Below are 20782 nucleotides of genomic sequence, written 5' to 3' on the forward strand. Positions count from 1 at the left end.
ACACGCTTATGCGGGGAGCGCAGCGCCGACACGCCGAGGTCGTGAAGCTTGTGACTCGTGTGTCGATCGGGTGTCCCCGCGTCGCGCCGTGTCGCGCCGCAGTCACCCGTGGCGCACTAGAGGATCCGGCCCGCCGCACGCAGCCGTGCCGCGGCCGTCGAGTCGTAGTCATCGATGTTGATGGCCACGAGGTGATGGTCGTGCCACTCGCCGTCGATGTGGAGGTTGCGGCGCAGGTAGCCCTCGTCGCGGAAGCCGCAGTGGTGAAGCACCGCGCCCGAGGCGGGGTTGCCCGGCATATACGTCGCCGTGACGCGGTGGAGGCCCACCCGATCAAAGGCATGGTCGACCCCTAGAGCGCACGCGGCCGTGGCCACGCCGGCACCCTGGAACGCGGAGAAGACCCAGTAGCCAATCCAGCATTCGCGGATGGCGCCGTGTTGGATATTGCCCAGCGTCACTTGGCCCGCAAAGTCACCCCCTACGGTGATAGCAAGTGGGACGATGCTTCCCTCCCGGGCCGAGGACCGCAGGAAGGACAGGTGATTGTGCCACGCCGCACGCGTGTGCGCGGCCTCCCAGCCCGTTGGCGCGGTGGGTTCGACGGGGCGCAGATAGCACTCGTCGAGCACGCGCATTTGGCGCCAGTCCTCGCCATCGCGGCTGAGCACGGGGCGCAGCTGCACGAGCTCGCCGCCGGGAATGCGCACGGCAGGCGTCGCCTCCGGCCAGCCGGGGTGATACGTATCAGTGGGGCCAGTCGCCGGGGTATCGAAGCGACGGCCAAAGAAATTCCACATCTAGTTGCGCTGCGTAATGAACAGGACGTCGACCACATCGCCCGGGCGAATATCCGTGGCGTCTTCCGGCACGCGGATGATCGCGTTGGCGTGAGACAGGCCCGCGAGCAGGTGCGCGGGGGCACCCGCAGCACCTCCCAGGCCTTCCACGAGGTAGTCCGCTGTCTGGGCGTCGCGCATGAGCCGCGCACGGATGTAGCCGCGGCGGCCGGGACGCGACTCGATGTGGTTGAGCGCACGGGCACGCACGACGCGGCGCGCACCGACGCGCTTGCCCAGGCTCAAGCGAATGAGCGGGCGCACGAAGACCTCAAAGATGACGAGCGCGGAGACCGTATTGGACGGCACGAGGAACGTCGGCACACGGGACTCGCCCAGCACGCCAAAGCCCTGGACCGAGCCCGGATGCATGGCCACGCGCGTCGTATCGATATCGCCGAGCTGGTCGAGGACCTTACGGATTTCGTCGGCGCCAGCGCCGCCCACGGCACCGGAGATGACCACGATTTCCGAACGCGCAACGTGCGTCTCAATGGTTTCGCGAATACGGCGCGGCTCGCCCTCCACGAGGCCCACGCGGTGCACATCCGCTCCGGCCTCCTTCGCCGCCGCCGCGAGCGCATAGGAATTGACGTCGTAGACCTGGCCCAAGCCGGTCTCCTTGTCGATATCGACGAGTTCCTTGCCATAAGAAATGATCGTCACGCGCGGGCGCGGATAGACGAGCACCTTACTGCGACCCACGGCCGCGAGCAGCCCGATGTGCGCCGGGGTGAGCACCGTGCCGGAACTCACCGCGACATCGCCGGGCTGGATATCGTCGCCCACGCCGCGCACGAAGTCACCGGAGCGCACGGGACGCAACGCTGTGACGCGCTTGCGCCCGCGGTCGGTCCATTCCAGCGGAAGGACGGCATCGGCAAGCGTGGGCAACGGCGCGCCGGTATAGACGCGCACAGCCTGCTTGGGCTGCAGACGCAGCGGCTGGCGCGAGCCCGCGGGGACCTCGCCCACGACGGGCAGGGAGCGCTCCACCGAGCTTGCCGATGCCGCCTCCTGCGCCGCCGCGCCCTCCTCACCCTCGGCCTCCGCCTCGGGAGCGGGACGGCGTGCGGAAAGGCCCTTCTCGCCGCCGATGTCGACGGCGCGCACCGCGTACCCGTCGATGGCCGCCTGCGGGAAGCCCGGCAGCGGCTCATTGGCTTGGACCTCCTCGGCGCTCATGAGGCCTAAAGCATTCGCAATCGCGATACGCACGGGTTCCGGGGTGACCGCCACCTGTGTGATGAGCTCTAGCTGTTCCTCAACTGAACGCATGGATGATCCATCTCCTATCGAAGGGTGTTACTCAGCAGCGTGCTCGGCTTCATAAGAAGCCAAGATAGCCTTGAGTGATTTATACAGCGCCGGGCCGTATTTGTCCGAACGCAGACCAAAATCGACACATGCCGGAATGTAACCGCCCGGGTTACCGAGATCGTGGCGCGTGCCGTGGTGGATGACCACGTGGACGGGCTCGCCGGCGTCGATGAGCAGATCGATGGCGTCGGTAAGCTGCAGCTCGCCGCCCTTGCCCGGAGTGATCTTGCGCAGGGCATCAAAGATCTTGCGGTCAAGCAGGTAGCGGCCGGTGGCCACGAGGTTGGACGGGGCGTCCTTGGGCTCTGGCTTTTCCACCATGCCCACGACCTTCTTCACGTTGTCGTTGTCCGTGTCTTCGACCTCGAAGACGCCGTAGTTGAACGTCTCTTCGCGCGAGACCTCGACGGCGCACAGCACGGAGCCCCCCAGCTCACGGCGCACGCGCGCCATGTCCTCGAGCACGGTGGCGGGCATGACGATGTCGTCTGGGAGCATGACGGCGAAGCAATCCTCGTCGTCATCGAGAACGGACTCGGCCAGGCCCACAGCGTGGCCCAAGCCCAATGGCTTATCCTGCGGGATGGAGACCGGCTTGATGATCTTCGCGGCGCGCTCGACCTTGGCGGCCTGCTCATCCTTGCCGCGGGACTGCAGCGTCGCGACGAGCTCAGGGAACTCATCGAAATGACGCATGACCTCCTGCTTATTGGGAGCGGTGATGATCGCCAAACGGGCTGCGCCCAAAGACGCGGCCTCCTCTGCGATGAGTTCGATACCCGGGGTATCAACCACGGGGAGAAGTTCTTTAGGCACCGTTTTGGTAGCGGGAAGGAAGCGGGTGCCCATGCCAGCGGCAGGGACGACGACCGTTTTCACGCCCAGCGGAGCCTCGTCACATGTAGTAGCCATAACGGCCAGCCTACCTGCTACGCCCTCTCATCTTGTGAACCGACTACTGTTTTACGGTGTGATTGACGCAAAATTTGAGTCGAAGAAGCGCCTGCGCACCGAGCTCACCGCAGCACGCCGCGCGTTCGCCGCGACCCCCTCATTTGCCGCGGCGAATGACGCCATCGCCGCCGAGGCCGCACGCCGCGCCGCGGGTCTGCGCATCGCGGCCTACGCTCCGCTGGGCCCAGAACCTGGTGGCGCGGCGTTTACCGAGACCCTCTACGCCAGCGCGGCCGAGGTATGGCTGCCCATCTCCGGCGACGACGGCCAGCTCCTCTGGGCACGCTACGAAGGCGCCGAGTCGCTCGCCCCGGGCGCGCTAGGGATTGGCGAGCCCACGGGCCCGCGCCGCGACTCGAGCCTGCTGGCCGAGTTGGACCTTATCTTCGTGCCAGCACTCGCGGTCTCCCCCGCCGGGGTGCGCATGGGCAAGGGCGCGGGCTACTACGATCGCGCGCTCGCGGGCGTGGACACGGACACCCTCGTCCTTGTCTTCGACGACGAGGTGCGCGAGGACGTCCCCGCCGAGCCGCACGATGCCGTGATGAACGCGGTACTTACGCAGTCGGGCGTACGCGCGCTGCCGCTGTCCTAGAACTCCTCCGCCGCGGCGGGAACCTTTGGGCGGAGCGCGCAGTCTAATGAGGCATGAAGCTTTCCATTCGACTCGCGCATGCGCGCCAACAGTTGTCCACGCCGGGGCGCGGGCGCACGCTCATCCTGCGCCGCGGGTTCGCAGGGGCGCTCGTGCTCGCGGCGGGGCTCAGCGCGGCCGCCAGTGTGCGCGAGCACCCGCAGGTCTACGTTTTTGCCCGTGACGTCCCGGCGGGCTCGGTGGTGGGCGACGGCGACGTCGAACTGCGCCGCGTGCCCAAGGAAGTGATTCCCGCCGCAGCACTGGGACCGGAGGACACTCCGGCGGGCTCCGTGCTCGTCGCCGCGGGCAGCGTTGGTGAGGTCCTCACGCCCGCCCGATTGCTGGGGGTGAGTGATACCACACAAAGTTTTTCGGACCCAGGATTGCACATGGTGCCTCTCAAACTGGCCGAGCCCGACATCGCGGCGTTGCTCCACCACGGCGACACCGTCAGCATCGTGACGGCCGCCGCGCCACCCGGTGCCGGGGTCGCCGGCGCCGGTCCGGACGACGGAATTCCTGTGGCTGATGCAACTCCAGAGACGAGTGCAGCGGCGCTCGTCGCTGCAGGTGGCAGGGTCGTGGCGACGGCGCTACCCGAGGGCGGTAAGGGGCAGGCGCGCCCCGGAACGATTCTCGTAGCGCTGCCCGCCACGGAGGCTGACCGCGTCGCCGCGGCGAGCCTCAGCGGACCCCTTACAGTCGTCATCACCGGGCCCCGAGCGACGGGATGATCTCAAATCCTGAGAAATTTTTTGCAGGAATTTACGTCGGGCACAGCGGCGTACAGGTGGCATACAGGGAGGATAAATAGCATTGCTGCCGTGCTTAACCTACACTTTCACCAAGTTAAGAAATCTATGCTCCGGTAATCATTTCCACTAAACGAGACGATTCCGGATATTTTTATGGAAAGGAACCCCATGCTCAAGGGTTTTAAGGACTTCATTCTCCGCGGCAACGTCATCGAACTGTCTACCGCCGTCATTATCGGTTCTGCGTTCACGGCCATCGTCACCGCCGTGTCCGATCACCTCATCAACCCGATCATCGCCCTCTTCGGCGGTGCCAACGTTGATGGTTTCGCCTACCGCCTCCGCGAGGGCAACGAGGCTACCCTCGTCGACCTCGGCGCCATCATCACCGCTGCTCTGAACTTCCTTATCGTCGCCGCCGTTGTGTACTTCATCATCATCATGCCGATGAACAAGTTCAACGAGGCCGCTCAGCGTCGCAAGGGCATCGACCCGGAGGAACCGGCTCCGACCACCGAGGAGCTCCTCACCGAGATCCGCGACCTGCTCGAGGCTAACAAGGCTGGCGCCGTCTCGTACGACGAGAAGGCCACCAACAACCGCGAGACCGATCTCGACGGTGGCCGTCACCAGGCATAAGTAGCCGCGCACTCGCGCTGCCGCACCAAGCCCGGGCGCTCTTCTGCTACGAAGAGCACCCGGGTCTTTTCTATGCGCGACACACAAAAGCACTGTCCCGAAAGCCATGTGCCCTGGTCGCGGCCTTCTCCTTCGCGGGAGAAATTCTTCGCGACCTGGGATTATTGCTTTCGGGACAGTGCCGTCGTCGGAACGGAGATTTCAGTGAGGACGATCTGGCGCACAGGATTCGGGCAGGGGTTTAGGCGCCGTAGTGCGGCGGCTGTTGCGCGCGGTAGAACTCCTCGCCGGTGAGTTCCTCCCCTGCCGCAGCGGCTTCATCGTCGACGGGTACGGCGCGCTCGCCGTCGGGGCCAAAGGCCGACTGGAACGGTGGACGGTCGGCGGTGCGGTCGTAGTTGGGGGCATCGGAAAGCCGTGTCGCGCGCCGACGCTTGCGGGGCTGAGTCATAGCTGCCTCCTAGACGCTGTAGCGCTGGAGCTGGTCCACGAGGTGGTGGACGAGCGCCGGCAGGGTGGCCATGCCATCGCGCAGGGCCGCACGCGAGGACGCCAAGTTCACCACGACGGTGGAGCCGGACACACCGGCGATGCCGCGGGACACGCACGCGTCGACGGCGCCACAGGCCTGGCCCGAGGAGCGCAGGGCCTGGGCGATGCCTGGAACCATCTGGTCGAGGACGTCGCGGGTAGCCTCCGGCGTCTTATCGCGCGGGCCCACGCCTGTGCCGCCGACGGTCACCACGAGATCGACGCCGCCCACGACGGCGGTCTCGATGGCCTGGCGAATCTTGGACTTCTTCGACTTCACCACGAGGCACCCATCGACCTGGAACTCGGCCTCGACGAGCAGCTCGGTGACGAGACGGGTGGTCTCATCCGTCATCTCATCCGGGTGGTCCGTGATGAGGACAGCGAGCGCGCGGCGCGGGGCCTGAGCGCGGGATTCACGCTCCGTGGCGATGAGGAAATCATCATCCGGCTCGGCGATGTCCATGAGCGCCTGCGAGGACTGGGCGTCCAGATCCAAGCCGGCCAGTGGATCGCCAGCGTGCGGGGTGTCTACGGGAGACGTCATGCGCCCTCCTCTTCTTAGGGGATGTACGGTGTTCCTTAATTTACTCGCTCGTGAGGGTTACCTCTACCTGTCGCGGAGAATCCTCCCCTTCGGAGGTGACCTCGAGGGTAACGGTGGCGCCGAATTCCTGGGAACGGGTCGCGGCGATAAGCGAGTCAGCAGAATCGATGAGCCGTTCGTTGACGCGGGTGATAACGTCGCCTTTCTTGAGCCCCGCCTTGTCCGCCGGGCTGTTCGGCTCGACGCCGGCGACATAGGCGCCATCGAAAAGCTGCTGCGCGGCAACCTGCACGCCGAGCATGGGGTGGGTGACCTCTCCCTTGTTGATGAGCTGGTCCGCCATGCGCTTCGCAAAGACGGACGGGATGGCAAAGCCCAGGCCGATGGACCCCGCCTCAGACGAGGAGGAGCCGGACGACAGCGACGCGATCATGGAGTTCATGCCCACGAGCTTGCCGTTCATGTCCACGAGCGGGCCGCCGGAGTTGCCGGGGTTGACCGCCGCGTCCGTTTGGATGGCGTCGATGAGCGAGGACTCGCCGCCTTCTTGGGAGGCACGCACTGGGCGGTTGAGCGCGGAGACGATACCCGAGGTCACCGTCGCGTTTAGCCCCAGCGGGGAGCCCACGGCGACGACCTGTTGTCCGACCTTAAGCGAGGAGGAGTCGCCGAACTCGAGGTACGGCAGATCCTGCACGTCGTCGATCTTGATAATACCCACGTCCGTGTTGGCGTCCGAAGCAATCACCCGCGCGGTGTGCTTGGAGCCGTCGTTCAGGGTGACCTCGAGCTCGCCCTGGCTCGCGTCCGCGATGACGTGATGGTTGGTGAGCACGTAGCCGTCCGGCGAAATAATGGAGCCGGAGCCCGACTCGACAGCGGTGCGCGTCATGAGCTGAATGGCGACGACGGACGGCAGCACCTTGGACGCGACATCCTCAATGCCGGAGTCAGAGTTAGTACTATCGCCCGAGGGCTCGGTATTCGACACCGGCTGGTTGAGTACCTCGTTGACGGTGGCGGTGCCGGAGTCATCGCTATTCTTCGAGACAACAACACCGGTAATCGAGCCTGCGGCCACCGAACCGGCCAGCATGAGCGCCAAGGCGGCGGGCAGACTCACCGACTTCTTCGACTTCTCAGCACGCGGGGCCACGGCTGTGGGGGCGGCGCCGTAACCCGCGCCCGCCCCTTGCCCCAACCACGCGGCGTAGGGCTGCTGGCGCTGCGCCGATTGCGCCGCCTGAGCTGCCTGCGCATCCTCCGTGCGCGGCTGGTTCCAGCCCTGCGAATACGTGGGACTCGGCTGGCCCTGCGCTGCTATCTCGCGGGTCTCGTCGAAGCGCTCACCACGGGAACCTGCGGCATCCCCTGCCGGGGTTGCCGTCGAACCATAATGAGCCTCGGAGCCATAGGGCTCCTTATCCGCTACGCGCTCTGTGTCCTCTGCTGCGTGAGAGTTCGTGATATCGCTATTATCCGCCGAGTGGCCGTCCTGCGGCTCGCTCTGGTTCTTGTTCCAGAAAGTCATGCGACTTATTGTGCAACGAATGGCTGAGCCAACTCTGCAACTAATCTGCGAGTCCGCTTAGAAATACTGGCAATAAACTGTGGGCCTTGTGGCTGCCCGCGCGCCGGGAGATTAGCGCTGGTTAAACCACCGCTTGGCGAATTCTTCCTTGCGCTCGCTGGCAGTTTCTCCTGCGTCGACGCCGGCGTCCTCGTAGACCTCGCCATCACCTGGGTGGCCTGGGACGATCACCTCCATGCGCGTGCCGCCATCTGCGGACTCGCGCACAGTAATCGTGCCCTCGTGACGCTCGATAACCTGCTTCACGATGGCCAGGCCTAGACCGGAGCCCGGCATAGACCGTGCCTCGGCGGAACGATAGAAACGCTCGAAGACCTTCTCGCGATCCTCGACGGGAATGCCGGGGCCCGAGTCGTCGACGCGCAGGCGCATTTCGTAGTCGCTGATTTGGCGCATGGACACGCGCACGGTGCCTTGCGGCGGCGACCACTTGGCTGCGTTGTCCATGAGGTTGAGCGTCGCGCGGCCCAAGGCGAACTGGTCGCCCTCCATGATCCACGGCGAAATGCGGATCTTGAAGTCCACGTCCGGACGGCGGCGGCGTGCACGCTCGAGGGAGGTTTCCAGCACCTCGTGAAGCTCGACGGTCTCGGTTTGTTTCTCGGCCGCGTCCTCGCGCGCCAAGTCAACGAGATCGCCGATGAGCGTGGACAGCTCCGTCATCTGCGCCAACACGTCGTCTTCCAAGTCCTTGCGGTCTTGGTCGGAGATATTGGCCGTCGTGCCCGGGCGGTTGAGCATCATGAGTAGCTCGATATTGGTACGCATAGACGTCAGGGGCGTCTTGAGCTCGTGGCCGGCGTCGGCCACGAACTGGGATTGGCGCTTGCGAGACTCCTGCAGCGCCACGAGCATCTCGTTGAAGGAGATGGTGAGCTGCGCCATCTCATCGCTACCCACCACAAGGATGGGACGAAGGTCGCCCGTCTGCGTCACGTAGTCAGCGGCCTTCTGCAGGCGCGTAATCGGCCGCAGACCGGACTTCGAGACCCACATGCCAGCAAGGATGGCGGCAAGGATGCCCAATGCCGTAATGACAACGAGGACCGTTCCCAGCGTCGTGATAAGCGCGTTGATATCCGTCAAATCACGGGCCACGACAACGAGCGAGCCATTGTCGTGCCGTTTGGCCACGATGCGCTCACCGCCCACGGTGCGCACGGACGTGGAGGACCCAGCGCCCGAAAAGCTAAATTCACCGCCCACGGGTATCGAGTCGCCGTACACGAAAGCCCAGTTAGGCGGTGAAAACGCCACGCGGGTGTCCGGGTGATAGGCCTTGTAGGAGTCGATGACTTGGGTAATCTGCTCGTTCGATTCCAACTTCATCGTGGTCTCGAGGAGCGAGGTCACGTCACGCCCAAGCATGCGATCCACGTTCGCGGTGAGCATTGCAGACACGGCCGCGTACGTCGCCAAGGTCGTGATGGTCACGACGATGGCGACGACCACGCCCGTCACAAGTGACAGGCGCCACTTCAGTGGCGCCCGCTGCTCCCATCCGCTCGCCTCGCCCCAAGGCTCGGTACGCGGATCAAATCCAGATTCAGCGGAAGCCACAGCGTCAGGCGCGGGCTTCCTCAGAATCACGGAGTCGTCTCCCTCAGCACGTAGCCCACGCCACGCACGGTGTGGATGAGACGTGGCTCGTTGCCCGCCTCCGTCTTCTTACGCAGGTAGCCGATGTAGACCTCGAGTGCGTTGCCGGAGGTTGGGAAGTCGTAGCCCCACACCTCTTCGAGGATGGTGTTACGAGAGAGCACCTTGCGCGGGTTCTCCATAAGCAGCTTCAGCAAAGAGAATTCCGTGCGAGTGAGCGAAATGGCGCGGTCGCCGCGCGAGACCTCGCGTGTGTCCCCGTCGAGCTTGAGGTCCTCGAACGCCAGCTTGGTGCTCGCCGCCGGGCGGGAGCTCGCGTTCGCATCAGCCGCGGCACGCCGGACGAGGGAACGCACGCGAGCCAAGAGCTCCTCGAGAGCGAAAGGCTTGGGCAGGTAATCGTCCGCGCCAGCGTCGAGACCAGCGACACGATCAGAGACACCGTCACGCGCAGTGAGCATGAGAATCGGACGACCCCAGCCTTCGCTACGCAGCGTGCGACAGACCTCGAGACCATCCATGTTCGGCATGTTGACGTCAAGAACCATGATGTCCGGGTTCTCGTCCTGGACGATCGTTATCGCCTCAGCGCCATCGGACGCGAGGAGGACTTCATATCCGTTAAAGCTCAATGAGCGGCGCAGCGATTCACGCACTGCCTGTTCGTCATCGACGACCAAAATTTTCATAGGCGCCATTATTCCTTATCTACACTGGGTTTTCGAAGTCCAAAGCCTTTATTAAGGATAGCGATCGGCGCGGTACGACGATGACGTCCCATAAAGCTCATCTGACCAAACACAACCTTAGAGATACGACTATTAAGGTGCAAGGTTCGACCGAAAATACAGAAACGCCCCACCCCCAAAAGGTGAGGCGTCAACTAGTTTTTACTACAGGGCACATGACCCTGCAAAACTAGAACTGCTCGACGTCGATGAGGCCGAGCTTCGCGGCCTTCACCAGACGGCGCGGGATGCGCACGGTCTGGCCGTCAATCTTCACTTCCTGAAGGGCGACGTTGTCAGCCTTCCACTGGGAGCGGCGAGCGCGCGTGTTCGCGCGGGACATCTTGAACTTAGGAGTTGCCATTTTCTACTATCCTCCTTACTTCGCAGACTTCTTCTTACGGCGGGCCATGCCACCGAAGCGCTGGTTGAACTTCTCGACGCGGCCAGCGGTGTCCATGACGCGCTGTGCACCGGTCCAGAACGGGTGGGACTCGCTCGTCACGTCAACGACGATGAGCGGGTACTCGTTGCCATCTTCCCACTCGACGGTGCGGTCGGAGGAGGCAGTGGACTTGGTCAGGAACTTGTGGCCAGTGCCAGCGTCCTGGAAGACCACCGGGTGGTAATCCGGGTGGATATCCTTCTTCATATATATCTTCCCTCAGGGTTGAACTACGGGTCGGTTCCTTGCGAGGCTTCGCCGCGCAGCCCCACTGGAGCCAGCCGGCAGCACGCGCATCCAAGGATCGTGCCCGAGTTGGGATGTATGTCGTGTACTAAAGATATCGAACACACGGTATGGTATCCCTTTAAGTAAAGAGGAGCCAAGCACCCGCGCGTCGACAACTTGAACAATCATACAGGTCACACGACCTTAAAAGAAATCGCCTCCGCACACGCTGCGCTACGGCGCGATTAGGTAATTGACGTCTCGAACGGTAGACTTTCCCCTTGCTGTTGTCACAATGTACGTATAACGCCCCGTCTACTGGCGTTTTGCCCAGCATGTTCCGCCGCTTACCTCACTTTAAAGCGCGCTGCCCCTCACGCAGATACATGCCGGACAAACAAAGCCATGATGTGGGCGGCTAGGAGAAAGAAGACCCATGTCGGCTATTTGCCAGGTAACGGGCCGCAAGCCGGAATTCGGCAAGCAGGTCTCGCACTCGCACCGCCGCACGTCGCGCCGTTGGAACCCCAATGTGCAGCGTCGTCGCTACTACCTGCCCTCCGAGGGCCGCACCATCACCCTGACCGTTTCTACTAAGGGCATGAAGATCATTGACCGCGACGGCATCGAGTCCGTCGTTGCGAAGATCCGCGCCCGTGGGGAGAAGATCTAACCGATGGCACGTAATGACATTCGCCCGATCATCAAGCTGAAGTCCACTGCGGGCACCGGTTACACCTACGTGACCCGTAAGAACAAGCGCAACAATCCGGATCGTATCTCCATGAAGAAGTACGATCCGATCGCCCGCAAGCACGTCGAATTCCGCGAGGAGCGTTAATCTATGGCTAAGAAGTCTAAGATCGCCAAGAACGAGCAGCGCAAGGAAATCGTCGCCCGCTACGCGGAGCGTCGCGCTGAGCTCAAGGCCATCATCAAGAACCCGAACACCTCTGACGAGGACCGCTTGGACGCACAGTTCGAGCTCAACCGTCAGCCGCGCGACGCTTCCGCGTCTCGCGTGCGTAACCGCGACTCGGCCGATGGTCGTCCGCGCGGCTACCTCCGCAAGTTCGGTCTGTCCCGTGTCCGTATGCGCGGCATGGCTCACCGTGGTGAGCTGCCGGGCGTTCGTAAGTCCAGCTGGTAAAGGGAGAAACGACCAATGGCTATGAAGCGTAATAACTCCAAGAAGTTCCGCATGGAACAGTCCCGTCGCCCGAAGAAGAACCCGCTCAAGGCAGAGGGTATCGAGAAGGTTGACTACAAGGACACCAAGACCCTGCGTCTGTTCATCTCGGATCGTCACAAGATCCGTTCCCGTCGCGTCACGGGTCTGACCCCGCAGCAGCAGCGCCAGGTCGCTACCGCTGTGAAGAACGCTCGCGAAATGGCTCTCCTGCCGTTCACCACCCGCTAAATCAGTAGCAGGGTTTCAACAGCGTTTGTACCCATCCCGCTTCCCTCCTCGTGGGCGGCGGGATGTCGTGCTTTTCCACCTCTCTTTCTGCCCCGCAATGCATGCATTGCGGGGTGCTACTATTTCTTGCTAGCACAGATCCCCCTGAGCCTAGTGAATCAAGGAGCGTTGACACATGGCATTGCACCCTTCCCTCGTGGACTTGGGCGAACTCGCTGCCCGTTGCGAGTCCCCGGCGGCCGCCCGCGGTATTCTCGCGGAGGCACAGGACCTTGTGCGCAATGCCGTCGACCACCGCGAGGATGAGGTGGCACTCGCCGCGTGGTTCTCGCGCGTGCTTGCCGATGTCCTCCGTTCCCCAGGTCTGGACTCCCCCGTCCGGCTCACCGGAGCGGCGGCCACGGGCGACGCCATCCCCACGACCACCATCTACTGGCTCGGTGAAGACTCAGACCTCGAAGAGCTATTTGCATCCGTCGGACTCAAGGCCACGACGGGCAAGGACAGCGCCGCCAATCGTGTCGATGCCGGCCTGCCCGTGGGCACCGGCGGTGAGGAGCAGTTACTCGAGGAGGCACTCGCGCAACGTCCGCAGCCGCTGCGCGTCGTGGATGGCCTGCCGGATCGCGACGTCCTCGTCGACGTGCGCGCACACCTACTCTCCCCCATCGCCGCCATCGCGCGCTGGGCGGCCCCCGCGCCACGTCCCACGCCAGACCGCATCGCCATCGGCCACGAGCGTGAGCTTCTCACCTCCAGCCAGCGCGACGCGCTCACGCAGGCCTGGGAAACCGGTCTTGCGCTCGAGCTGCGCAACTGGCGCGACCACGTGGACGGCCACCCGCTGCGATTGGGCGATCTCCCACCGCTTGACCGCACGGCCTACGGCGCGGCCTGCCGCATGGTCGCCGCCGTGTTTGATGGCTTGCAGGCAAGCCAGAATTAAATTCTATTTGTTTATCGGGTAGTGTAGTCGTGTTAAGAGTAACGGTTTTCTGGAAGGAGGCGTCCCACCATGGCAGGTGCTGTAGGTAGGCCGCGTAAACATAGCCCTCGGCGCCGCGGCAGCACGGCGCGCGAGGAGATCCTCGACGCATCCGCTGAGCTCTTCACCACGCAGGGCTTCGCCACGACGTCTACGCACCAGATCGCGGAAGCCGTGGGCATTCGTCAGGCCTCGCTGTACTACCACTTCCCGTCCAAGACGGAAATCTTCCTCACGCTCCTGAATTCCACCATCGAGCCCTCTCTCGGTCTGGCCGAGGAGCTCGACCACTCGGAAGCCGAACCGGAGCTCATCCTCTGGGCACTTGTCGCCGCCGAGGCCCGCCTGCTACTCACCAGCGGTTGGAACGTCGGCCGCCTGTACCAGCTGCCGGTCGCCAACTCGGAGGAGTTCTCTGAGTACCACGAGGCCCGCACCGCGCTACAGAACTACTTCCGTAGCCACGCCCGCGCCATCGTCGGCGAGGATGACCCGCGCGTCGAGCTGCCCTTCCACATCGCACTTTCTGTCATCGAGATGCGCCCCAACAACGGCACGCCGCCCTATGAGCCGGCCCAGTCCATTCCAGACACCGCGGTCATGCTTGCCGATGCCGCCCTGGCCGCCCTCGGCGCCACCCCACCCGAAGACCGTTACGAGGCCACCCTCGAGTTGCTCAAGAACCGCAACGACTCCATCGCCACGGCCACGGCGAAGAAGCAGACCAAGAAGGCCACAAAGAAGCAGGCTACGAAGTAAATTCAAGCCAGTCCCCGCGCGCTCCCACCCCCCCACGGTGCGAGCGCGTTTTACGTTTTCGTTGCACAGGTCACAGTTTTCGCCTAACTTCAGTTACTAGTGATTAACTGAAATCTCGAGCCACGAACGGAGCCGTCCATGACCCCACCAGCTTCTACCAGCGGACTGCGCATCGCCGTCCTCCTCAAAGAGGTTCCCGATACCTTCGGCGAGCGCGCCCTCAATCTCACCACTGGCCTCGTCGAGCGCGCCGCGAGTGACCCCGTCCTTGACGAAATCTGCGAACGCGCCGTCGAGCTCGCCCTCACCCTCGCCGCAGATCACCCCGCCTCGGAGGTCCACGCTTTCGCCATGGCTCCGGAGAACGCCACCGCCACCATTCGCAAGGCTCTCGCCATGGGCGCCGACGCCGCCTTCCACGTCACCGACCCCGCGCTCCTCGGCGCCGACCTCACGCTCACTGCTGAGGCCCTCGCCGCTGCCCTACGTCACGCCGGGGAACCCTATGACCTGATTGTTGCGGGCAACGCGTCGACAGACGGCATCGGCGGGCTCGTGCCTGCCATGATCGCCGCCTGGCTGGACATGCCGCACCTCAGCGAACTCACCGCCCTCACGCTTGATGGCACGACGCTCACCGGTGCCTGCGAGGACGCCGACGTCCGCGCCGAGCTGCCCGCCGTCGTCTCGCTCACCGAGGCCTTCCCCGACGGCCGCTTCCCGAACTTCAAGGGGATCATGGCCGCGAAGAAGAAGCCGCTCACCACGCTCAGCCTCGCCGAGCTCGGCCTCGACGCCGAGGACTTTTCCGTCGCCCGCACCATCATGACCGCCGTGGCACATCGACCGCCGAAGGAGGCCGGGCAGAAACTCACCGACGACGGCTCGGCCGGCCAGGCCATCGCCGAGTACCTATTCACCCACAAGCTTGCCGCCCAGCCGTCTTAGGAGACCACCATGACCGATATCATTCTCGTCATCCCTGACTTCACGCCAGACGGCGTGCCCGCTGCCTCCACCGCGGACCTCCTCGGCGCCGCCGCGCTCGTAGGCACGCCCGTCGCCGTCGCCCCCGCCAACGCTGACCCCGCGGCCCTCGCGAGTCTCGGCGCCACCCAGATTTTCCAAGGCCCCACCTGGGCCACGCCTGCCGATGCCGCCGCCACCGCCCGCGCCGCCTACGCCGCCGCTCCGCCGCTCGCCCTCCTCGCGCCGCACTCCCCCCAAGGCCGCGATGTAGTGGCGCTGTTGTCCGTCCAGCTGCGCCTGCCCGTGAGCGCCCGCGCCACCGGCCTTGAACACGACGAGCAGGGTGTGCTCGCCCACCACGCGGCCTTCGGCGGCACTTTTACTTCCGTCTCCGCGCCCACCTTCGGCGCACCGCTCATCACGCTGCAGCCTGGCTCCATCGACCACCGCGCGCCGGCTGCCGAGCAAAACGTCACCGTGCTCGATGTCCCCGGGTCAGGCGCACGCCTGTCTATCACCCCGCGCGAGACGGCGCCCGCGTCGACGGACCGCCCCGGCCTCGTCGGCGCCTCCACCGTCGTCTCCGGTGGTCTGGGGCTTGGCTCCGCGGAGAATTTCTCACTCGTCACCGAGCTTGCCGATGCCCTCGGTGCCGCCGTTGGCGCCTCCCGCGCCGCCGTCGACGCAGGCTACATCGACCACACCGCCCAGGTCGGACAGACCGGCGTGACCGTGACCCCCGACCTCTATATCGCGCTCGGTATCTCGGGCGCAGTCCAACACCTCGCCGGCATACAGACCTCCAAACACATCATCGCTGTGAACAAAGACCCCGATGCCCCCATCTTCGATATCGCTGATCTCGGTATTGTGGGCGACGTCTTTGACGTTGTTCCGCAACTAATTGCCGCCCTCAAAGGGCACGGGGGTTAGGATCCGCCTATGAGTTCCGATAATTTGCGCCGCGGTTTGCCGCGCACGCCCGATGGCGAGCCTTGGCCGCCTGCCGCTTCTGCCCCCGCAGCGCCCTCCGCCGAAACTCCCACCCCACCTGCGCCTTCCGCTCCCGCCGAAGCAGCCGCGGCGCCTTCCACGCCCGCGGCCCCTACGGCACCCGCCGCGCCGGCTGCACCAGCCGACGATACTTCAGTCCCTCAGACGGCTCAGGCTCCCACCCTGCGCAGCGGGCTTCCCCGTGCCGAGGGCGGCCCGTCCTGGCCGCCGGGCTCAGCGGTCCCGGCAGCACCCGCTGCAACTGCCGTTGTTGGAGCTTCGGCCTCTTCCGCAGCACCCACTGCGCCCGCTGCACCTGCAGCGCCCACGGCCCCCACTGCCAGCACGACTTCGGCCCCAGCGGCACCTGGCGTTCCGGCCGCGCCGACTTCTTCGAGCGTCCCCGCGGCTCCTGCAGCACCCGCTGCTCCGGCTGCGCCAGCTGCGCCAGTAGCACCAGCCGCACCGAGCGCACCGGGAGTTCCCGCAGCGCCAGCTGCAGGCGTTCCGGCCGCGCCGAGTGCTCCGGCCGCACCAGCAGCGCCCGCTGTTCCCGGCGTGCCGGGTGCTCCCGCAGCTCCGGCGGCTGGTGTTCCAGCCGCGCCCAGCGCTGCGGCGGCTCCGGCAGCCCCTGCGGCTCCGGCAGCCTCTGCGGTTCCGGCGGCACCTGGGGTGCCAGCTGCTGCACCCTCAGCGCCGGCGGCATCGGCAGCAGCTGCGACGGGCGCTGGCGCAGCCGTCGCTGCAGCGTCGGCATCCGCGGCACAAAAGCCTAGCGGCACGTCGAAGCAAACGCCGTCCAAGTCTTCTGCCCCGGCGAAGAAGGAGCCAAAGAAGTTTGGTCCGCTCAGCGTGGGCCAATGGATCGGCGCCGTGGTGGCGCTTGCCGTGGTCGCGGTGGTTCTCGTGTGGGCAGCGCGTGCCTACTTGGGCAGCGCGGGCGGCGAGGAGTTCCTCGCGAAGTACCCGGGACATGCGCCCATGCCAGACTCGGCGCCCATCGGCACGCCGGTGTGGCTCTCGTGGTCGCACTTCTTCAACGTTTTCCTCATGGTGCTGATCGTGCGTACGGGCTGGACGGTGCGCACTGAGCGTCGCCCCGCCGCTTACTGGAGCCCGAAGTGGAACCCCAAGCGCAAGATCAGTCTGACGCTGTGGCTGCACCAGGCGCTGGATCTGCTGTGGGTCATCAACGGCATCATCTTCTTTATCCTGTTGTTCGCCACCGGCCAGTGGATGAAGATCGTGCCCACGAGCTGGGAGGTCTTCCCCAACGCCGTGTCGTCTGGTCTGCAGTACTTGAGCCTCGATTGGCCCACGGAAAACGGTTGGGTGCACTACAACGCGCTCCAGCAGATTGCGTACTTCCTTACGGTCTTCGTCGCGGCACCGCTAGCCATCATCTCTGGCGTGCGCATGTCCGGCATGTGGCCCGCGAAAAATTCGACGCTCAACAAGATCTACCCGGCGCCGCTGGCTCGCAAGATCCACTTCCCCACGATGGTCTACTTCATCGTGTTCTTGTGCATCCACGTCTTCCTCGTTGTCGCGACGGGTCTGCTCCGCAACCTGAACAACATGTTCGCCGCACGCGGCGACGTGGACCCGGAGGTCTGGGCGCACAACTGGTTGGGCTTTATCCTCTTCGTCATCGCCATGCTCGTCACGGCGGCTGGCTGGTACTTCGCCCGCGCCATCTTCGTCGCTCCTATCGCCCGAGGGTTTGGCTCGGTCACGAACCGCTAGGATTCCTCGGCCATTTCCCCGCTTCCGCACTCGCGGTGGCGGGGCTTTTACGATCAGGCCACGTTCTTCTTTTCCGAAGGCGTCGCGCACGGCTAACTCAGCCGGAAGAGTAAATCTACATTCAGGACATATAAGGCCCGTGCGAGCGGTTAAAAGCGGGACTATATGTGCTGAAGGGATTTTTTAAGTGGGCACACGAAAGCGCCCCGGCTGATGAACAGCCAGGGCGCAGGTGACATGGAGTTACATGGCGCGGACGGTGAGCGACTGCTCGGCGCGGCCGACGGGGCCTTCAACGTCGTGAAGCGTCGACGAAGTAAGTCCCAGGCCGTGGGGTCCCCAGCTCACGCGGGTGTCGAGTCCGGTCCACTCGCCCACCGGCTGACGGAAGAAGTGCACGGTGAGGTCAACGTTGGGGAAAGCGAAGCGCGTGGGGTCTTCGCGCACGGCAATGCCGTTGGCGACGTCAATGCGGGAGACGAACTCGGCGATAGCGATGGGCTCTTCGTCCTTGACGAGGTGGTTGGGGGAGGTAATCCAGGCTGCGGCGCGCCCGGGGCGGTAGGCGCGCGGCTGGCGGGTCTCGACTTGGGCGATAAGCCCGCCGTTCCACACCGACGTCATGTCACGCGGCGGGCAGGACGCGGGCGCTGGCAGCGGTTCGAACTCGACGCCGGAGACGTCTGCTGTATCGGCCGAGATGAGATACCAGGCACGCGCGATAATAACGGGACGCTCGCCGATGGAGCAGATGGCCTCCACGAGTTCGATGGTGCGGCCGGGGCGCTTGATGGTGACCTCGATGGTCGCTTCCTTGAAAGGCAGGCGGCCCAGGATGTCGAAGGAGATACGCGAAAGGTCGAGCTTGCCGCCGTCGTGTTCCAGGCGGTGCTGCTCAATGACGTGCGTGATAAGGCCAGCCAGGCAAGCGAAGTGGTAGTCCTCATTGGACCAGGCGCCTTCGCCATGGATGGTGGGCGCGAAGGTCGAAGGGCCGGTGCGCTCAAAGAAGTAATCGGGTGCGGAAGTTGTCATAGTTTCACCTCGGAAGGAATGAATCGATGGGCTATGTGCGGCGTAGGGCCGTAATGGTGTCGAGGTCGACGATATAGTCCACCGGCGTCGTGCGCTGGATATCCATGAGCGTGACGCCCGGCGCGAGTGCGCGCAGGATGAGAAATTCGCCGGCGGACTCAAAGCGCGCGAAACGAGTGATGAGGCACGTTTCGGGCGGAGGCAGCGCTGAGCCGGCGCCCAACATGGGGGCACCGGCGGCATCAAGATGCTCCTGCACGAGGGCAGAGGGTCGGTCTGCGGCCTGCGCCGCCATGTCTGCGCAGGACCAGCCTGCAGGCATGGGGTTCGGCGCGGTCATGGCTTACACCCAGCCCAGGACCTTGGGCGCCATCTCGCGCAGCTCGACCTTACGGACCTTGCCGGAGGCCGTCATCGGGTAAGAGTCGACGACGTGGACGTAGCGCGGGATCTTCTGGCGCGAGAGCTGGCCGTGGGCGAACTCCGCAATATCGGACTGGGTGAGGTGCTCGGCGCCTTCATGAAGGATGAGCCACGCCATGATTTCCTCGCCGTATTTGTCGTCGGGAACGCCGATGACCTCGGCGTCGACGACAGACGGGTGGGTGCGCAGGAATTCTTCGATTTCACGCGGGTAGATGTTCTCGCCGCCGCGGATAAGCATGTCCTTGAGACGGCCAGTGACGGAAAGGTAGCCCTCGTCGTCGAAGACGCCCAGGTCGCCGGTGCGCATCCAGCCGTCGGCGTCGATGGCCTCGGCCGTCTTCTCCGGGTGCTCCCAGTATTCCTTCATCACGGAGTAGCCGCGGACAAGGATCTCGCCCTGGGTGCCGACGGGGACGATGTCCCCGGTGTCCTCGTCGACGATCTTTGCCTCGAGGTGCGGCATGATCTGGCCTACGGTGCCCACGCGCTTGTCCAGCGGGTCGTCCGCACGCGTCTGGAAGGACACCGGCGAGGTCTCCGTCATGCCGTAGCAGATGGCGACCTCCGGCATATTGAGCTCGCTGATGACCTCGCGCATGGTCTTCGAGGGGCACGAGGAGCCGGCCATGATACCGGTGCGCAGCGTCGAGAGATCGTAGGGCGAACCGTATTCGATGTGGTCCTCGGCCTCGGTGAGCTCCTGAATGAACATGGTGGGCACGCCATAGAGCGCCGTGGCCCCCGCGGCCTGGACCGCCTTGAGCGACTCACGCGGCTTGAACGAGGGCGCGGGAATGATGATGGCGCCGCCACGGCTAAAGGCAGCGATGGTGGCCATGACCATGCCAAAGCAATGGAAGAAAGGCACCGGCGTACACACGCGGTCAGCCTCGGTGAAGCCGAGGAGCTCACCAACGAAGTAACCGTTGTTCAAGATATTGCGGTGCGTGAGCGAGGCGCCCTTGGGAAAACCCGTGGTTCCCGAAGTGAACTGCAGGTTGACCACGTCGGTATTGGACAGTCCCGCGGTGTACTGGGAGAGGTCGTCGACGGGACCCTCGATAAAGGAGAACCACTCGTCGCCGCCAAAGTAGATGACGTCCTCGACCTGCGTGCCGCGCTGCTTGCGCGCGTCGTTGAGCATGGAACGGTAGTCCGAGTCTTTGTAGCGGCGCGCGGCGAAGACCATGCGGGTGCCGGACTTCTCGAGGACGTAGTTGAGCTCGCTTTGACGGTAGGCCGGGTTGATATTGACGAGGATGAGGCCCAAGTGATGGCAGGCCCACATCACCACGAGCCACTCCCAGCGGTTCGTGGACCAGATACCCACGCGGTCGCCGGGGCGCAGCCCCTTGCGCGCAAGTGCGGAGGCGAGCGCCAGCACGAGCTTGTAGAACTGCTCGTAGCTCAGTGTCTTATCCGAGTAGACATCCACGATGGCATCGCGCGACGGGAACTTCTGGACGGTGGCGCGCAGGGTGTCACCGAGGGTGTCCTCGCGCAGCGGCGGGGCACCCTCGTCGAGGGTCTTGCCAAAGACGTAGGACAGGTCATTGCCGTCCGCGTCAACAGCGATGGCGCCGTACGGGGTGGAACGGGTGGCGAAAGTAGAAGCGATGGTCATGATGGTTCTCCT

At 64.5% G+C, this 20782-nt stretch carries 26 protein-coding genes; 12 read left to right on the forward strand and 14 right to left on the reverse strand.

Annotated features, from left to right (window positions below; genetic code table 11):
* Positions 1-116: 116 nt before the first annotated feature.
* The 3 genes from HMPREF2559_RS11845 to HMPREF2559_RS11855 are packed head-to-tail and all read right to left on the reverse strand — an operon-like array spanning position 117 to position 3071.
* On the reverse strand, positions 117-800 hold the full coding sequence (locus tag HMPREF2559_RS11845) for a GNAT family N-acetyltransferase (protein WP_066510617.1): 684 nt from the start codon (positions 798-800) through the stop codon (positions 117-119).
* Entirely contained in the window at positions 801-2117 is a 1317-nt protein-coding gene (gene glp / locus HMPREF2559_RS11850) for a molybdotransferase-like divisome protein Glp (protein ID WP_066487870.1), read from the reverse strand.
* A 27-nt stretch (positions 2118-2144) separates the two neighbouring features.
* Complete coding sequence (locus tag HMPREF2559_RS11855) at positions 2145-3071, reverse strand: UTP--glucose-1-phosphate uridylyltransferase (RefSeq protein ID WP_066487861.1); 927 nt, start codon at positions 3069-3071, stop codon at positions 2145-2147.
* A gap of 58 nt (positions 3072-3129) precedes the next feature.
* Between HMPREF2559_RS11855 and HMPREF2559_RS11860 the strand changes: the two genes are divergently transcribed.
* From HMPREF2559_RS11860 to mscL, 3 genes are all read left to right on the forward strand, one after another.
* Positions 3130-3708: a 5-formyltetrahydrofolate cyclo-ligase gene (locus HMPREF2559_RS11860; RefSeq protein ID WP_246816839.1), complete on the forward strand. Its 579-nt coding sequence runs from the start codon at positions 3130-3132 to the stop codon at positions 3706-3708.
* 53 nt (positions 3709-3761) lie between these two features.
* On the forward strand, positions 3762-4484 hold the full coding sequence (locus HMPREF2559_RS11865) for an SAF domain-containing protein (protein WP_070540893.1): 723 nt from the start codon (positions 3762-3764) through the stop codon (positions 4482-4484).
* 189 nt (positions 4485-4673) lie between these two features.
* A complete protein-coding gene (gene mscL, locus HMPREF2559_RS11870) occupies positions 4674-5144 on the forward strand; it encodes a large conductance mechanosensitive channel protein MscL (protein WP_070540895.1) in 471 nt (156 codons plus the stop codon).
* A gap of 241 nt (positions 5145-5385) precedes the next feature.
* Here mscL and HMPREF2559_RS11875 read toward each other — a convergent pair whose 3' ends face one another.
* From HMPREF2559_RS11875 to HMPREF2559_RS11905, 7 genes are all read right to left on the reverse strand, one after another.
* On the reverse strand, positions 5386-5595 hold the full coding sequence (locus HMPREF2559_RS11875) for a hypothetical protein (RefSeq protein WP_066487847.1): 210 nt from the start codon (positions 5593-5595) through the stop codon (positions 5386-5388).
* Between the two features lie 9 nt (positions 5596-5604).
* Positions 5605-6141, reverse strand: a complete 537-nt coding sequence (locus HMPREF2559_RS11880; protein WP_066487966.1) for a MogA/MoaB family molybdenum cofactor biosynthesis protein — start codon at positions 6139-6141, stop codon at positions 5605-5607.
* 121 nt (positions 6142-6262) lie between these two features.
* Complete coding sequence (locus HMPREF2559_RS11885; protein WP_082723224.1) at positions 6263-7753, reverse strand: S1C family serine protease; 1491 nt, start codon at positions 7751-7753, stop codon at positions 6263-6265.
* 111 nt (positions 7754-7864) lie between these two features.
* Positions 7865-9403 (reverse strand): HAMP domain-containing sensor histidine kinase, encoded by a 1539-nt coding sequence (locus HMPREF2559_RS11890; protein WP_066487844.1) that lies wholly within the window; start codon positions 9401-9403, stop codon positions 7865-7867.
* Positions 9400-10101 carry a response regulator transcription factor gene (locus HMPREF2559_RS11895; protein ID WP_066487841.1) on the reverse strand — a complete coding sequence of 234 codons (702 nt, stop codon included), beginning with the start codon at positions 10099-10101 and terminating at the stop codon, positions 9400-9402. The genes HMPREF2559_RS11890 and HMPREF2559_RS11895 overlap by 4 nt, the downstream gene beginning before the upstream one ends.
* Before the next feature lie 229 nt (positions 10102-10330).
* Complete coding sequence (gene rpmF / locus HMPREF2559_RS11900; RefSeq protein ID WP_066487839.1) at positions 10331-10504, reverse strand: 50S ribosomal protein L32; 174 nt, start codon at positions 10502-10504, stop codon at positions 10331-10333.
* Positions 10505-10519: 15 nt separating this feature from the next.
* Positions 10520-10792 (reverse strand): type B 50S ribosomal protein L31, encoded by a 273-nt coding sequence (locus tag HMPREF2559_RS11905; RefSeq protein ID WP_066487837.1) that lies wholly within the window; start codon positions 10790-10792, stop codon positions 10520-10522.
* A gap of 457 nt (positions 10793-11249) precedes the next feature.
* Here HMPREF2559_RS11905 and rpmB point away from each other — a divergent pair, with 457 nt between their 5' ends.
* From rpmB to HMPREF2559_RS13425, 8 genes are all read left to right on the forward strand, one after another.
* Positions 11250-11486, forward strand: a complete 237-nt coding sequence (gene rpmB, locus HMPREF2559_RS11910; protein WP_010187623.1) for a 50S ribosomal protein L28 — start codon at positions 11250-11252, stop codon at positions 11484-11486.
* Positions 11487-11489: 3 nt separating this feature from the next.
* Positions 11490-11654 (forward strand): 50S ribosomal protein L33, encoded by a 165-nt coding sequence (gene rpmG / locus HMPREF2559_RS11915; protein WP_066487835.1) that lies wholly within the window; start codon positions 11490-11492, stop codon positions 11652-11654.
* Between the two features lie 3 nt (positions 11655-11657).
* Positions 11658-11963, forward strand: a complete 306-nt coding sequence (gene rpsN / locus HMPREF2559_RS11920) for a 30S ribosomal protein S14 (protein ID WP_066487833.1) — start codon at positions 11658-11660, stop codon at positions 11961-11963.
* Positions 11964-11984: 21 nt separating this feature from the next.
* Positions 11985-12233 carry a 30S ribosomal protein S18 gene (rpsR, locus tag HMPREF2559_RS11925; protein WP_066487956.1) on the forward strand — a complete coding sequence of 83 codons (249 nt, stop codon included), beginning with the start codon at positions 11985-11987 and terminating at the stop codon, positions 12231-12233.
* Between the two features lie 175 nt (positions 12234-12408).
* Positions 12409-13179, forward strand: coding sequence for a hypothetical protein (locus tag HMPREF2559_RS11930; RefSeq protein WP_066510627.1), 771 nt, complete (start codon positions 12409-12411; stop codon positions 13177-13179).
* Positions 13180-13248: 69 nt separating this feature from the next.
* A complete protein-coding gene (locus HMPREF2559_RS11935; protein WP_066487827.1) occupies positions 13249-13977 on the forward strand; it encodes a TetR/AcrR family transcriptional regulator in 729 nt (242 codons plus the stop codon).
* 138 nt (positions 13978-14115) lie between these two features.
* Positions 14116-14925: an electron transfer flavoprotein subunit beta/FixA family protein gene (locus HMPREF2559_RS11940; protein ID WP_210387039.1), complete on the forward strand. Its 810-nt coding sequence runs from the start codon at positions 14116-14118 to the stop codon at positions 14923-14925.
* Between the two features lie 9 nt (positions 14926-14934).
* Positions 14935-15879, forward strand: a complete 945-nt coding sequence (locus tag HMPREF2559_RS13425) for an electron transfer flavoprotein subunit alpha/FixB family protein (RefSeq protein WP_070540898.1) — start codon at positions 14935-14937, stop codon at positions 15877-15879.
* Positions 15880-16051: 172 nt separating this feature from the next.
* On the opposite strand, the gene HMPREF2559_RS13370 is transcribed toward HMPREF2559_RS13425, so the two are convergent.
* Positions 16052-16696, reverse strand: a complete 645-nt coding sequence (locus tag HMPREF2559_RS13370; RefSeq protein ID WP_246818480.1) for a hypothetical protein — start codon at positions 16694-16696, stop codon at positions 16052-16054.
* Positions 16697-16791: 95 nt separating this feature from the next.
* On the opposite strand from HMPREF2559_RS13370, the gene HMPREF2559_RS13375 reads away from it, so the two are divergent.
* Positions 16792-17685, forward strand: coding sequence for a cytochrome b/b6 domain-containing protein (locus HMPREF2559_RS13375; protein ID WP_066487812.1), 894 nt, complete (start codon positions 16792-16794; stop codon positions 17683-17685).
* 243 nt (positions 17686-17928) lie between these two features.
* Here the strand turns inward: HMPREF2559_RS13375 and HMPREF2559_RS11955 are convergent, their stop codons facing one another.
* The 3 genes from HMPREF2559_RS11955 to HMPREF2559_RS11965 are packed head-to-tail and all read right to left on the reverse strand — an operon-like array spanning position 17929 to position 20770.
* A complete protein-coding gene (locus HMPREF2559_RS11955) occupies positions 17929-18720 on the reverse strand; it encodes a thioesterase family protein (protein ID WP_068801547.1) in 792 nt (263 codons plus the stop codon).
* Between the two features lie 31 nt (positions 18721-18751).
* Positions 18752-19060, reverse strand: coding sequence for a hypothetical protein (locus HMPREF2559_RS11960; protein ID WP_066487799.1), 309 nt, complete (start codon positions 19058-19060; stop codon positions 18752-18754).
* 3 nt (positions 19061-19063) lie between these two features.
* Positions 19064-20770 carry an AMP-binding protein gene (locus HMPREF2559_RS11965; protein ID WP_066487797.1) on the reverse strand — a complete coding sequence of 569 codons (1707 nt, stop codon included), beginning with the start codon at positions 20768-20770 and terminating at the stop codon, positions 19064-19066.
* Positions 20771-20782 lie beyond the last annotated feature (12 nt).

The organism is Corynebacterium sp. HMSC072G08, from assembly GCF_001809185.1.
Taxonomy (GTDB): domain Bacteria; phylum Actinomycetota; class Actinomycetes; order Mycobacteriales; family Mycobacteriaceae; genus Corynebacterium; species Corynebacterium phoceense.